This window comes from Enterobacter chengduensis (genome assembly GCF_001984825.2).
GTDB lineage: Bacteria > Pseudomonadota > Gammaproteobacteria > Enterobacterales > Enterobacteriaceae > Enterobacter > Enterobacter chengduensis.
In genome coordinates, this window is record NZ_CP043318.1 from 1,328,114 (window position 1) to 1,340,716 (window position 12,603).

At 59.9% G+C, this 12,603-nt stretch carries 13 protein-coding genes; 5 read left to right on the plus strand and 8 right to left on the minus strand.

Annotated features, from left to right (window positions below):
- Positions 1-70 precede the first annotated feature (70 nt).
- A complete protein-coding gene (fetA, locus tag FY206_RS06595; protein ID WP_032638583.1) occupies positions 71-748 on the plus strand; it encodes an iron efflux ABC transporter ATP-binding subunit FetA in 678 nt (225 codons plus the stop codon).
- Complete coding sequence (gene fetB, locus FY206_RS06600; RefSeq protein ID WP_032638584.1) at positions 735-1,517, plus strand: iron efflux ABC transporter permease subunit FetB; 783 nt, start codon at positions 735-737, stop codon at positions 1,515-1,517. Before fetA ends, fetB begins: the two co-directional genes overlap by 14 nt.
- A gap of 49 nt (positions 1,518-1,566) precedes the next feature.
- Here the strand turns inward: fetB and FY206_RS06605 are convergent, their stop codons facing one another.
- Genes FY206_RS06605 through tesA form a run of 3 tightly spaced genes read right to left on the minus strand, consistent with a single transcriptional unit; the run spans position 1,567 to position 3,902 of the window.
- Positions 1,567-2,421 carry a co-chaperone YbbN gene (locus FY206_RS06605; RefSeq protein WP_023310624.1) on the minus strand — a complete coding sequence of 285 codons (855 nt, stop codon included), beginning with the start codon at positions 2,419-2,421 and terminating at the stop codon, positions 1,567-1,569.
- A gap of 58 nt (positions 2,422-2,479) precedes the next feature.
- Positions 2,480-3,250 (minus strand): SDR family oxidoreductase, encoded by a 771-nt coding sequence (locus FY206_RS06610; protein ID WP_032638587.1) that lies wholly within the window; start codon positions 3,248-3,250, stop codon positions 2,480-2,482.
- Between the two features lie 28 nt (positions 3,251-3,278).
- Positions 3,279-3,902, minus strand: a complete 624-nt coding sequence (gene tesA / locus FY206_RS06615; RefSeq protein ID WP_032638589.1) for a multifunctional acyl-CoA thioesterase I/protease I/lysophospholipase L1 — start codon at positions 3,900-3,902, stop codon at positions 3,279-3,281.
- Here tesA and ybbA point away from each other — a divergent pair.
- From ybbA to FY206_RS06630, 3 genes are all read left to right on the plus strand, one after another.
- On the plus strand, positions 3,873-4,559 hold the full coding sequence (gene ybbA / locus FY206_RS06620) for a putative ABC transporter ATP-binding protein YbbA (protein ID WP_032638591.1): 687 nt from the start codon (positions 3,873-3,875) through the stop codon (positions 4,557-4,559). The two genes, tesA and ybbA, sit on opposite strands and share 30 nt — an antisense overlap.
- Positions 4,556-6,970 carry a putative ABC transporter permease subunit YbbP gene (ybbP, locus tag FY206_RS06625; RefSeq protein ID WP_032638593.1) on the plus strand — a complete coding sequence of 805 codons (2,415 nt, stop codon included), beginning with the start codon at positions 4,556-4,558 and terminating at the stop codon, positions 6,968-6,970. The genes ybbA and ybbP overlap by 4 nt, the downstream gene beginning before the upstream one ends.
- A 183-nt stretch (positions 6,971-7,153) precedes the next feature.
- On the plus strand, positions 7,154-8,299 hold the full coding sequence (locus tag FY206_RS06630; protein ID WP_032638595.1) for a porin: 1,146 nt from the start codon (positions 7,154-7,156) through the stop codon (positions 8,297-8,299).
- Positions 8,300-8,392: 93 nt separating this feature from the next.
- Here the strand turns inward: FY206_RS06630 and mnmH are convergent, their stop codons facing one another.
- The 5 genes from mnmH to ppiB form a co-directional block, all read right to left on the minus strand.
- Positions 8,393-9,463, minus strand: coding sequence for a tRNA 2-selenouridine(34) synthase MnmH (mnmH, locus tag FY206_RS06635; RefSeq protein ID WP_032638597.1), 1,071 nt, complete (start codon positions 9,461-9,463; stop codon positions 8,393-8,395).
- 84 nt (positions 9,464-9,547) lie between these two features.
- A complete protein-coding gene (gene purK, locus FY206_RS06640; RefSeq protein WP_032638599.1) occupies positions 9,548-10,615 on the minus strand; it encodes a 5-(carboxyamino)imidazole ribonucleotide synthase in 1,068 nt (355 codons plus the stop codon).
- The gene (purE, locus tag FY206_RS06645) at positions 10,612-11,121 is read right to left on the minus strand and encodes a 5-(carboxyamino)imidazole ribonucleotide mutase (RefSeq protein ID WP_032638601.1); all 510 of its coding nucleotides are present in this window, start codon (positions 11,119-11,121) and stop codon (positions 10,612-10,614) included. The genes purK and purE overlap by 4 nt, the downstream gene beginning before the upstream one ends.
- A gap of 118 nt (positions 11,122-11,239) precedes the next feature.
- Positions 11,240-11,962 (minus strand): UDP-2,3-diacylglucosamine diphosphatase, encoded by a 723-nt coding sequence (gene lpxH / locus FY206_RS06650; RefSeq protein ID WP_032638603.1) that lies wholly within the window; start codon positions 11,960-11,962, stop codon positions 11,240-11,242.
- 3 nt (positions 11,963-11,965) lie between these two features.
- Positions 11,966-12,460: a peptidylprolyl isomerase B gene (gene ppiB, locus FY206_RS06655; RefSeq protein ID WP_023334762.1), complete on the minus strand. Its 495-nt coding sequence runs from the start codon at positions 12,458-12,460 to the stop codon at positions 11,966-11,968.
- Between the last annotated feature and the right edge of the window lie 143 nt (positions 12,461-12,603).

Consider the following 12,603-nt stretch of genomic DNA (forward strand, 5'->3'; position numbering starts at 1 on the left):
GGAAAGTCGCTTTACTATCACTCCTCGCCGTAAACTACTGCTAAATATTGGGATGAAGGCAGAAAGAAACATGAAGGATAACAGCGCGGTGTTAACCCTCGAGGACGTGGGCTACCGCACAGGCGGCACCACCATTTTGAACAACGTCAGCTTTAGCCTCTTGCCGGGCGAGTTCCGACTGATTACCGGCCCTTCGGGCTGCGGGAAAAGTACGCTGCTTAAAATTATTGCGTCGCTGCTCACGCCAACGTCGGGAAAAATCGTCTTTGAAGGGAAGGATATTTCAACGCTCTCACCCGAGGCCTACCGCCAGCAGGTCTCTTACTCGGTGCAAACGCCGAGCCTGTTCGACAGCACGGTGTATGACAACCTGATTTTCCCGTGGCAAATCCGGCACAAGACGCCCGATCCTGAACGGTTTTCTGCCGATCTGGCGCGCTTTAATCTGCCGCCGGACACCCTGACAAAGTCCGTTTCCGAACTGTCGGGCGGCGAAAAGCAGCGGGTGTCGCTGATCCGCAACCTGCAGTTTTTGCCGAAGGTGTTATTGCTGGACGAAATAACCAGCGCGCTCGATGACGCCAACAAGCGCAACGTCAACGAGATTATCCATCGCTACGCCCGGGAGCAGAATATTGCCGTGCTTTGGGTAACGCATGACGCAAACGAAATTACCCATGCGGATGACGTAATTACGCTCCAGCCGCACGGCGGAAAAATGCAGGAGGCCAACCGTGGGCGAGCATAACATTACGAACGAATCCCTGGCGTTTTCGATGGTGCTGGTGCTGATTGCGATTGTGGTCAGCTATCGGGAAAAGCTGGGGCTGGAAAAAGATATCGTGTGGAGCATCTGCCGGGCGGTGATTCAGCTCATCATCGTCGGCTATGTGCTGAAGTATATTTTCAACGTCAACCACGCGGTGCTGACGCTGCTGATGGTGCTCTTTATCTGCTTTAACGCGGCGTGGAACGCGCAAAAACGCAGTAAATACATTGATAAGGCGTTTATCTCGTCGTTAATCGCCATTACCACCGGGACGGCGCTCACGCTGGCGGTGCTGGTGTTCTCCGGCTCGATTGCGTTTACGCCGATGCAGGTTATCCCTATCTCCGGGATGATTGCGGGCAACGCCATGGTGGCCGTGGGGCTGTGCTATAACAACCTCGGGCAGCGCTTCAGCAGCGAACAGCAGCAGCTTCAGGAGAAATTAAGCCTGGGGGCGACCCCGAAAGTGGCTTCCGCGCGGCTGATCCGTGAGAGCATTCGCTCATCGCTGATCCCGACGGTCGATTCCGCCAAAACGGTGGGGCTGGTGAGCCTGCCGGGCATGATGTCGGGGCTGATTTTTGCCGGTATCGACCCGGTAAAAGCGATTAAGTATCAGATCATGGTGACGTTTATGCTGCTTTCTACGGCAAGCCTCTCCACCATCATTGCCTGCTACCTGACCTACAGGAAGTTCTACAACGCGCGCCACCAGCTGGTGGTGACGCAGTTAAAGAAAACGGGTTAAGCCTGTTTTGTCGGCCCGGTAAGCGTCAGCGCCACCGGGCATTTTTTTGTCAGTACAGCAGCGCGTAAAGCTGACGGCGATACTTCGACGCCAGCGCGTCGCCGGTGCCCAGCGCGGCCAGGATCTCCTGGAACATCTTGCGCGCCTGACCGTCTGCGGCAGCCAGGTCTTTTTGCAGATGGCTGAACAGCAGCTCGAGCGCCTCTTCGTTACGCCCCACCTGGTGCAGCTGCAGCGCCAGCTGGCTTGCCAGCGCGGCGTCCGCCGGGTTGTCGGCAACCTGCTGCTGCAGCTGCTGAATTTCCGGGGTGTCCGCCGCCTGCTTCAGCAGCTCAATCTGGGCAACCAGCCCCTGATAGCGGGTGTCCTGATCCTGCAGCGGAACGGTCTTGAGTACGGCTTCCGCGTCCTCTGAACGGTGCAGGGCGATCTGCGTTTCCGCCAGCAGCAGGCCAATCTGGCTGTTCTGATTCGACAGCTGCCACGCCTCTTTCAGCAGCGGCAGCGCCTCGTCGTATTTGCCTTCCTGCATCAGCGCCATGCCTTCCTGCGCCTTCAGCTCCTCTTCGCGCGGCAGCACTTTATCCAGCAGGGCGCGGATAGCCTCTTCCGGCTGCGGCCCCTGGAAGCCGTCAACAGGCTGACCGTTCTGGAACAGATAGACGGTTGGAATGGCGCGCAGACCAAACTGAGACGCCACCATCGGCTCGGCGTCGCAGTCGAGTTTCGCAAGAATGAACTGACCGTTGTACTGGGCGGCAAGGCTTTCCAGCACCGGCGTCAGCTGCAGACAGTGCTGGCTGCGTTCAGACCAGAAGTAGAACAGGACCGGTTTGGTCATCGACTGTTCAAGGGTCTGTTGCAGGTTTGCTTCAGTGATATTGACGATATTCTGTACGGACATGCGGCTTTCTCTTTTGTCGGTTTGTTCTTTACATGGGGATGCGCGTCGCCGCTTCAACTCAGCCGTGTAAAATTTTGTCCATCATCCGGCCCGGCAGCAGGCGTTTTAACCAGCCTACGGCGTGGGTGACCAGCGTCACCGGATAGCGCATTTTGGGATGTTCATTCTCAAAAGCATGGCGCACTTTGGCCACCACCGCCTCGGGCCCGAGGGTAAAGCGTGCGGCGATGCCGGGGTTCTCGACCGGTTTATCCGCCTGCGTCTGGTTCACGTTTTCGGTAAAGCGGGTGCGGATCGGGCCGGGTTCAATCAGGCTGACCTTAATGCCGCTGTGGCGTAGCTCCATGCGCAGGGCGTCGGACCAGGCCTCCAGCGCATATTTGCTGGCGGCGTAGGCGCCGCGGCCCGGGGTGGAAATCAGCCCCATCACCGACGACGTCATCACGATGCGCCCTTCACCGTGCGGCAGCATCGCGGGGAGCAGGCGCATGGTGAGCTGATGGACGCCGAAGAAGTTGGTCGAAAACTGCTTCTCCAGCGTGTCGCGGGAGAGGGTATCCAGCGGGCCATATACGCCGTAGCCGGCATTGTTAAAGAGCCCGTACAGACGATTGTCGGTCAGCGCAATCACTTCATCAGCGGCACGCTCAACGCTTTCCGGCGAGTCCATATCCAGCAGCACGCCGGTAAAGCCCAGCCCGTTCATGCGTTCGACATCGTCGGGTTTGCGGCAGGCCGCCAGCACCCGAAACCCCTGGCGCTTCAGTTCGAGCGCGCTTTCCAGGCCGATTCCGCTGGAACATCCTGTAATTAAGACCGATTTTTGCATAACTTTACCTGTCAGGATCTCCGCTTAATCAGGAGTCATGTTTAACTAAAGGAGCCAGCCGCGTTGCCATCCAGTCGGCAATAAACGGCTGCGCATCGCGGTTGGGGTGGATCCCGTCGTCTTGCATCCACTGGGGTTTGAGATAGACCTCCTCCATGAAAAATGGCAGCAGCGGAATATCAAACTCTTTGGCAAGCTTAGGGTAGATCGCGCTAAAGGCTTCATTATACCGACGACCGTAGTTAGCGGGCAGGCGAATTTGCATCAGCAGCGGCTGGGCGTTTGCCGCCTTGATGTCCTGCAAAATGGTGCGCAGCGTCTGTTCCGTCTGCTGAGGCTGGAAACCGCGCAATCCATCGTTGCCGCCAAGCTCCACCAGCACCCAGCGCGGCTGGTGCTGTTTGAGCAGTGCAGGCAGGCGCGACAGGCCCTGCTGCGAGGTATCGCCGCTGATGCTGCCGTTGACTACCGTCGTTTTGCTCTGCCATTTGTCGTTGAGCAGGGCGGGCCAGGCCGCGCTGGCCGCCATGCGATAGCCCGCGCTCAGGCTATCGCCCAGAACCAGTAACGTGTCCGCTGCCGCCGCGCGGAAAGTCATCAGAATCAAAAACAGGAAGGGCAAATGCCAGCGGAAAACAGTGTTGAAGTTCATCATCTTAAGAAGTCCGTCGGTCAGGGGGAACACGAGCTTTCCATCCTTACCGGAGTTGAACTCGTTGTCAAACGCGCTGAAACCATCGCGCTGATTGGCGAATCCGGTTCCGGTAAGTCCACGCTGCTGGCGATTCTGGCCGGCCTCGACGACGGCAGCAGCGGCGAGGTCCACCTTGTCGGGCAGCCGCTGCACCAGCTTGATGAAGAGGCGCGGGCCGCGCTGCGCGCGCGTCACGTTGGTTTTGTCTTTCAGTCCTTTATGCTGATCCCGACCCTGAACGCGCTGGAAAACGTCGAACTCCCGGCGCTGCTGCGCGGTGAAAGCAGCCGTGAAAGCCGCGCTCACGCGAAGGCGCTGCTGGAACAGCTCGGCCTGGGTAAACGTCTTGACCATCTTCCCGCCCAGCTCTCCGGCGGCGAGCAGCAGCGCGTGGCGCTGGCGCGGGCGTTTAACGGCCGCCCGGAAGTGCTGTTTGCCGATGAGCCCACCGGCAACCTTGACCGTAAAACCGGAGACCGGATTGCCGACCTGCTGTTTTCGCTCAACCGCGAGCACGGCACTACGCTTATCCTCGTGACCCACGATCCGCAGCTGGCCGCACGCTGCGACCGTCGCCTGCGGCTGGTCAACGGTACGCTTCAGGAGGAGGCATGATTACCCGCTGGTTCTGGCGCGAGTGGCGCTCCCCCTCACTGCTGATTGTCTGGCTGGCGCTAAGCCTGGCGGTGGCCTGCGTGCTGGCGCTCGGCAGCGTCAGCGACCGCATGGAAAAAGGGCTCAGCCAGCAGAGCCGGGAGTTTATGGCCGGGGATCGGACGCTGCAAAGCTCCCGTTCCGTGCCGCCGGGCTGGATTGAAGAAGCGCGCAAAGAAGGGCTGAAGGTAGGCGAGCAGATTACCTTCCAGACCATGACGTTTGCGGGCGACACGCCGCAGCTGGCGAGCGTCAAGGCCGTGGATGACGTCTACCCGATGTACGGCGAACTGCAAACCAGCCCGTCGGGGCTAAAACCCGCGCCCGGCACGGTGCTGCTGGCATCGCGTCTGATGGCGCTTCTGAACCTGAAGCCCGGTGACAGCATTGACGTCGGCGATGCCACGCTGAAAATCGCCGGGGAGGTGGTGCAGGAGCCTGACTCCGGGTTTAACCCATTCCAGCTCGCGCCGCGCCTGCTGATGAACACGGCGGACGTCCCGGCAACCCATGCCGTGCAGCCGGGCAGCCGCGTCACCTGGCGCTATAAGTTTGGCGGCACGCCTGCCCAGCTGGACGCGTATGAGAAATGGCTGCTGCCGCAGCTAAAACCCGAGCACCGCTGGTACGGGATGGAGCAGGACGAAGGGGCGCTCGGTAAATCACTTGAGCGTTCTCAGCAGTTCCTGCTGCTGTCTGCGCTATTGACCCTGCTGCTGGCGGTGGCGGCGGTGGCCGTGGCGATGGGGCACTACTGCCGCAGCCGTTACGACCTGGTGGCGATCCTCAAAACCCTGGGGGCGGGCAGGGCGCAGCTGCGCAAGCTGATTGTTGGCCAGTGGCTGATGCTGCTGGCCCTGTCGGCGCTGACCGGCGGAATAATGGGGCTGCTGTTTGAAAAACTGCTGATGGTGATGCTTAAACCGGTGCTTCCGGCCGCGTTGCCGCCCGCCAGCCTCTGGCCGTGGCTGTGGGCGATGGGCGCGATGGCGGTGATTTCGCTGCTGGTGGGGCTACGGCCTTACCGCCTGCTGCTTGCGACGCAGCCGCTGCGCGTGCTTCGCAACGACGTGGTGGCGAACGTCTGGCCGCTGAAGTTCTACCTGCCGGTGATTATCGCGGTGGCGGTTGGGCTGCTGGCCTGGCTGATGGGGGGCAGCACGCTGCTGTGGGCGGTGCTGGCCGGGGCGGTTGTGCTGGCGCTGCTGTGCGGTGTGCTGGGCTGGATACTGCTCAACGTCCTGAAACGCCTGACCGTGAAATCCCTGCCCGTGCGCCTGGCGGTCAACCGCCTGCTGCATCAGCCGTGGTCAACGCTCAGCCAGCTGTCGGCCTTTTCGCTGTCGTTTATGCTGCTGGCGCTGCTGCTGGTGCTGCGCGGCGATCTGCTCGACCGCTGGCAGCAGCAGCTTCCCCCGGAAAGCCCGAACTATTTCCTGATCAACATCGCGCCTGAGCAGGTTGCGCCGCTGAAGGGTTTCCTGTCGGAGCATCACATTATTCCCGAGTCGTTCTATCCCATCGTTCGCGCGCGTCTGACGCAGATCGACGGTCAGCCAACGGAGGGGAACAAGGACGAGTCGCTGAACCGCGAGCTGAACCTGACCTGGCAGGAGAAACGTCCAGACCACAACCCTATCGTTGCCGGCACCTGGCCGCCGAAAGCGGGGGAAGTGTCGATGGAAGAGGGGCTGGCGACGCGCCTGAACGTGAAGCTGGGAGACAGCGTCACCTTCACCGGCGATACTCAGGATTTTACCGCCAAAGTCACCAGCCTGCGTAAAGTCGACTGGGAAAGCCTGCGGCCCAACTTCTTCTTTATCTTCCCGCCGGGGGCGCTGGACGGACAGCCCCAGAGCTGGCTGACCAGCTTTCGCTGGGAAAACGGCAACGGCATGCTGACCCAGCTTAACCGGGAATTCCCAACGGTCAGCCTGCTGGATATCGGCGCGATCCTGAAGCAGGTGGGGCAGGTGCTGGAGCAGGTGAGCCGGGCGCTGGAGGTGATGGTGGTGCTGGTGACGATCTGCGGCGTGCTGTTGCTGCTGGCCCAGGTGCAGGTAGGCATGCGCCAGCGCCATCAGGAGCTGGTGGTTTACCGCACGCTGGGGGCCGGAAAGCGGCTGCTGCGAATGACGCTCTGGAGCGAGTTTGCCCTGCTGGGGCTGGTGGCGGGTTTAGTGGCGGCCATTGGCGCCGAGACGGCGCTGGCGGTGCTGCAGACAAAGGTCTTCGACTTCCCGTGGGAGCCTGACTGGCGTCTGTGGCTGATCCTGCCTCTGTGCGGCGCGGGGCTGCTTTCTCTCTGCGGCGGCTGGCTCGGTACGCGGCTGCTGAAGGGCAAAGCCCTGTTCCGTGAGTTTGTGAATTGATTCGATGTAGTGATAATGACGCACCGGATATACGTGCCGGTGCGTCATGTTTAAATAGCACAAAGTGATAATACCCACTCATTTAGTAGCACAAAACATTAAAAACCCGTCCACACAGCCCGATTATTTCCAGTTAATATTCACGCGCTAAATATTTAGCAGCGTGTCTATTAAGGAAAAATAATGACTATAAAAAAATCAGCGCTGGCGGCAACGATCGGCGCGGCAGTGGCATTAACGACCTTCGCTTCTCAGGCGGAAATCACCGTTCTTAAGCAGGATCCGCAGGCGGGTAACCCGCTGAGCCGCCTGAACTTCACCGTTGGCGGCAGTATTCGTCCTCAGTTCCAGAACATGACCGGCGACGACGGTAAAAACAGCTACAAGCGTAACGGCTTTGACGGCGGTACCCGCTTCCGTTTCGCAGCAGACTACTACCTGTTTGATGACATCAGCTGGGTAAGCTACTACGAGCTGGGCGTGAACATTCCCGCGCAGTTTAACTGGGATAACCACTACGCCGACGGCGCACACGACACCACGCGTCGTATGCTCTACACCGGCCTGAAGAGCGACACCTGGGGTACGCTGACCTTCGGTCAACAGAACAGCGTGTACTATGATGTGGTGGGCGCGAAAACCGATATCTGGGACTACGACATGATCGGCCAGGCACCGGGCAACGGGATCAACGGCGACTACGACGGTTCTTACCGTTCACGCCAGATGCTGAAATACAAGAAAACCGTGGGCGATGCCGACATCTATGCATCCTACCTGTTTGAAGACAGCGAATACCTGCCGGGCAACGGCCTGCGCTACAAGCGTAAAGGCGGCGGCTCGCTGGGTCTGGACTACCACCTGACCGCCGATCTGACCTGGGGCGCCGCGTGGAACTACACCCGCGCCGACATGCGTAACCCGGACAACGGCGACAGCAAAACCTACGACCAGAACATCCTCGGTACCGCGCTGAGCTGGACGCCGGACAACTGGACCTTCTCCGCAGGCGGCGGCTGGTACCAGAACTTCCTGACCACCAAAAAAGTGTCTGTTAACGACTACTTCGCGGGCGACGCGTGGGGTATTGAGTACTTCGCAGGGTACAAATTCCCAATCGGTCAGTACGCGGTGAAATCCATCCAGCCTTACTTCATGGGTGACCGTATTCAGTACGTAAATGGCCGTAACTACCAGCGCATTGATAACGGCGTGGGGATCAGCTTCCAGCTGGATTACGGTTTCCGCGTGGATTACGAACACGTGTTCACCTCCAGCACCGACAACCTGGGCGACATGAACCTGGTGCGTCTGCGTTACGACTTCTGACCCTCACCCTAACCCTCTCCCTGAAAGGGAGAGGGAACAGACGGGGAGAACATGTAGGCCGGGTAAGGCGTAGCCGCCACCCGGCTTTATTTTTCAGCGATCAAGCCACTCAGCAATCTCTTCGTACGTCCCGCGATACACAATCTTCTCCGCCTTTTTCTCCAGCTGATAGCCGTACATCGGGTCGTAATAGTCCTTTAACAGCGGCACAAGCCAGCTGAAGTGCGCGTCAGTGCTGCCAGTACGTTGCTGTTCCAGCAGCGCGGAATCTAACAGCGCGGTGAACTCAGCGTACCGCTGCAACCCCAGACGGCGGCGGATGGCGAACAGGCCGTGGTGCAGGTATGCGCTGTACTCTTTCCAGCCTGCTTCTTCACCGTAGGCCGCAGAAAAATCTGCCCACATATGGTCGAAGTACTCTTCGCGCAGGCGCTCAAGACGGACGTCAAACGGGTCCTCGACCACAACGATAGGGGCTTCAACCATGCGGTCGCGCAGGCACTCCGGCAGGTGGTTGGATCCAATCATCCGGCCCTCGTCCTCCAGCACCCAGCGCGCGGCATCTTTCTTCAACAGCTCGACCGCAAGGTAATTTTCAAAGCTGGCCTGGGAGAGCTGCGGCGTGAGCGTGCGGCCAAACGACGAACCGCGGTGGTGCGCCAGCCCTTCCAGATCGATACCCTGCGCGTGCTGCTTGACCAGCAGGGTTTTCCCGTTTCCGGTACAGCCGCCGATAAGCACCATCGGCTTTTGCGACTGCTCAATCGTCACCTGAATCGCCGTCTGGCGCAGGGCCTTATAGCCGCCGCGGATGAGCGGGTAGTCGACACCCGCCGCTTTTAGCCAGGCCTGCGAGATGTGCGAGCGCTGACCGCCGCGCGCGCAGTAGAGAAAGCCCTCAGGATGGGCCTGGCTGGCTTCGCGCCAGGCGTTGATGCGCGCCTCGCGCGTCTCGCCGCTCACCAGGCGGTGGCCGAGCGCCAGCGCGGCCTCGGGGCCCTGACGTTTGTAGCAGGTGCCGACGGCGGCGCGTTCGTCGTCGTTCATCAACGGCAGGTTAAGGGCGGCGGGCATCGCGCCCTGGGCAAATTCGATCGGCGCGCGAACGTCGATTAAAGGGGTATCAGACGCGAGGATCGCGCGATAGTCCGTTCCATCGTTCATGGTTATTCCAGAAGAAAACTCAGCAGCAATGGGCGGGGATTGTACGCCGGGGAAGGGGAAGGTCAACTCCCCGGCGCAGATGTCTTACTTAAGCTTTGACTGTGCCCAGACGATGCCGCTCGCGTATTCCGGCGGCAGGAGCGGGACCATCGCTTCCAGCGTGGCGCTCAGGCGGCCCGTGTCGCTGTCGTTCAGGTTCAGGTGGCCGACCTTACGACCCTCGCGCACCTCTTTGTCATACCAGTGCAGATGCACCAGCGGCAGCTTCAGCCAGTCGTAGTTCAGATCGGTCCCGATCAGGTTGATCATCACCGACGGGCTGTTCACCACCGGCTGCGGCAGCGGCAGGTCCGTAATGGCGCGCAGATGCAGTTCGAACTGGCTGATGGACGCGCCGTTTTGCGTCCAGTGGCCGCTGTTGTGCACGCGCGGCGCCAGCTCGTTAATCAGCAGGCCGGACGGCGTAACGAAACACTCCATCGCCATCACGCCCACGTAGCCCAGTTCGTGCATGATGGCCGAGAGCATATCTTCCGCCTGCGCCTGCTGGTCAGCGTTGGCGTGCGGGAAGGCGACGCTGGTGCGCAGAATGCCGTCCTGATGCAGGTTATGCGTCAGCGGATAAAAGACGGTGTGCCCGTCGTGCCCGCGCGCGCCAACCAGCGACACTTCGCCGCTAAAGTTAATGCCCTGCTCAACGATGCACTCGCCGTAGCAGTCGTCCGGCAGTTCGGCAGTCTCGTTCGCGCGCAGACGCCACTGGCCGCGGCCGTCGTAACCGCCCACGCGGCGCTTCACGATTGCCAGCTCGCCCAGCATGGCGAAGACGTCGTTCCACTCGCGCTTGTCGGCCAGGAGCTGCCACGGCGCGGTCGGCAGGCCGAGCTTGTCGAACAGCTGCTTCTGCGTCAGACGGTCGGCAATAATCGGGAACACGTCGCGGTTAACAAAGGCGTTATGACGCGCCAGCTCGCGCGTCAGGGCGGTTTCCGGCCAGCGTTCGATCTCGGCGGTGATCACGCTCTGGTGGAACGGTACCGCTTCCGGCTCGGCGTCCAGCCCGACGGGCCAGACGGCAATACCCAGCGGCTCGCCGGCCTGACGCAGCATGCGGCCTAGCTGGCCGTTACCGAGGACGCAAACCTGCTTCATGCCGCACCCCGCGGGTCCGGGTTGTCCAGCACCTCGTCGGTCTGGGCTTTACGCCAGTCCGCCAGACGCTGGCGTAAGTCTTTATCGTGCGTCGCCAGAATCTGCGCCGCCAGCAGGGCTGCGTTTGCCGCACCCGCTTTACCAATCGCCAGCGTGCCGACGGGAATACCGCGCGGCATCTGGACGATAGAATAGAGGCTATCCACACCGCTTAACGCGGCGCTTTGTACCGGGACGCCGAGAACCGGCACCAGGGTTTTCGCGGCAATCATGCCGGGCAGATGTGCTGCGCCGCCCGCACCGGCAACGATCACCTCATAGCCGTTCTCTTCGGCGCTTTCGGCGAAGCTGAACAGTTTGTCCGGGGTACGGTGCGCGGAGACCACTTCTACGTGGTGCGGAACATTCAGGATTTCAAAGATTTCGGCGGCGAACTGCATGGTGGCCCAGTCGCTTTTGGACCCCATCACGATGGCGACACGCGCCGGATTATTGCGGGAAGACATGCGTCTTAAAACTCCTGTGGTGCGAAACACACTGCTTTCGAGGGCACAGAGAATAGCATGGAATATCGGCAAGGAAAACGGTTGCGCGGTTAAAGACGCCGCAAAATCGCGCGGATAATCAGAACGGAAAAGCGATAAGTTCGACGCCGCCGGGCGTGACTTTCACCATCGAACCTTCGCTGTGCCACGCGCCTAATACCACACGGTGTGCGGGCTGGCCGTTGGCGATAAGGGTATGTACGTCAGGACGATGGGTATGGCCGTGGATCAGCCACTGAACGCGGTGCTTTTCCATGACGTCCACCACGGCCTGCGGGTTCACGTCCATGATGGTCATGGATTTGCTGCTGTTGGCGGCTTTACTGCCCGCACGCATTCTGGCGGCGATACGGTTGCGAATAAACAGCGGCAGGGCAAGGAACACCTTCTGGATCCACGGGGTGTGGACCTTGGCGCGAAACGCCTGGTAGCCGGTATCGTCAGTGCAGAGCGTGTCGCCGTGCACGATCAGGACCTTGCGGCCATAGAGGTCGAGCACCTGCTCTTCCGGCAGCAGCGTCATGCCGCTTTCGCGGGCGTAGCGCTTGCCGATCAGGAAATCGCGGTTGCCGTGAATGAAGTAGCAGGGAACGCCGGACTCAACCAGCGCCTTTATAGCGGAGGCCATTTCGCGGTGCAGCGGGTTAGGGTCGTCGTCGCCAATCCAGGCTTCAAAGAGGTCGCCGAGGATGTACAGCGCGTCGGCGCTTTTCGCTTCACCGCGTAAAAAACGCAGAAAACCGGCGGTAATCGCCGGTTCTTCTGTTTGCAGATGCAGATCCGCAATAAAGAGTGTCGCCACGAATTACTCGCTGACGGTCACGCTTGTAATCACAACGTCTTCTTTAGGAACGTCCTGATGCATGCCGCTGCGGCCGGTAGAGACGGCTTTGATCTTGTCGACCACGTCCATACCTTCAACCACTTCTGCGAATACGCAGTAGCCCCAACCCTGCAGGCTTTCGCCGGAGAAGTTAAGGAAGTCGTTGTCAGCCACGTTGATGAAGAACTGCGCGGTCGCTGAGTGAGGCGCCTGAGTACGGGCCATCGCCAGGGTACCACGGGTGTTTTTCAGGCCGTTGTTGGCTTCGTTTTTGATCGCTTCTTTGGTCGCTTTCTGGTTCATGCCAGGTTCGAAACCGCCGCCCTGGATCATAAAGCCGTTGATCACGCGGTGGAAAATGGTGTTGTTGTAGAAACCTTCGCGGCAGTAGTCCAGGAAGTTTTTAACTGTTTCAGGCGCTTTGTCATCAAAGGTTTTGATTACGATATCGCCATGATTAGTGTGGAAAGTAACCATTTTTGCATCCTGTTCCGTTATTGTGGTACGTCGACCCGCCTTCGGGTCATCTATAGGGGCCTGTTATAGCATAACCACAGGATGCGATCACCTTGCATTGTGTGCTGCTTCGGGTTTGAATTACGGGTAGAATAGCCGGTTTT

Coding starts and splice junctions, on each gene's coding strand:
- fetA (WP_032638583.1), top strand. CDS start 71: ATGAAGGATAACAGCGCGGTGTTAACCCTCGAGGACGTGGGCTACCGC.
- FY206_RS06605 (WP_023310624.1), bottom strand. CDS start 2,421: ATGTCCGTACAGAATATCGTCAATATCACTGAAGCAAACCTGCAACAG.
- FY206_RS06610 (WP_032638587.1), bottom strand. CDS start 3,250: ATGCAAAAATCGGTCTTAATTACAGGATGTTCCAGCGGAATCGGCCTG.
- ybbA (WP_032638591.1), top strand. CDS start 3,873: ATGCCAGCGGAAAACAGTGTTGAAGTTCATCATCTTAAGAAGTCCGTC.
- tesA (WP_032638589.1), bottom strand. CDS start 3,902: ATGAACTTCAACACTGTTTTCCGCTGGCATTTGCCCTTCCTGTTTTTG.
- ybbP (WP_032638593.1), top strand. CDS start 4,556: ATGATTACCCGCTGGTTCTGGCGCGAGTGGCGCTCCCCCTCACTGCTG.
- FY206_RS06630 (WP_032638595.1), top strand. CDS start 7,154: ATGACTATAAAAAAATCAGCGCTGGCGGCAACGATCGGCGCGGCAGTG.
- mnmH (WP_032638597.1), bottom strand. CDS start 9,463: ATGAACGATGGAACGGACTATCGCGCGATCCTCGCGTCTGATACCCCT.
- purK (WP_032638599.1), bottom strand. CDS start 10,615: ATGAAGCAGGTTTGCGTCCTCGGTAACGGCCAGCTAGGCCGCATGCTG.
- purE (WP_032638601.1), bottom strand. CDS start 11,121: ATGTCTTCCCGCAATAATCCGGCGCGTGTCGCCATCGTGATGGGGTCC.
- ppiB (WP_023334762.1), bottom strand. CDS start 12,460: ATGGTTACTTTCCACACTAATCATGGCGATATCGTAATCAAAACCTTT.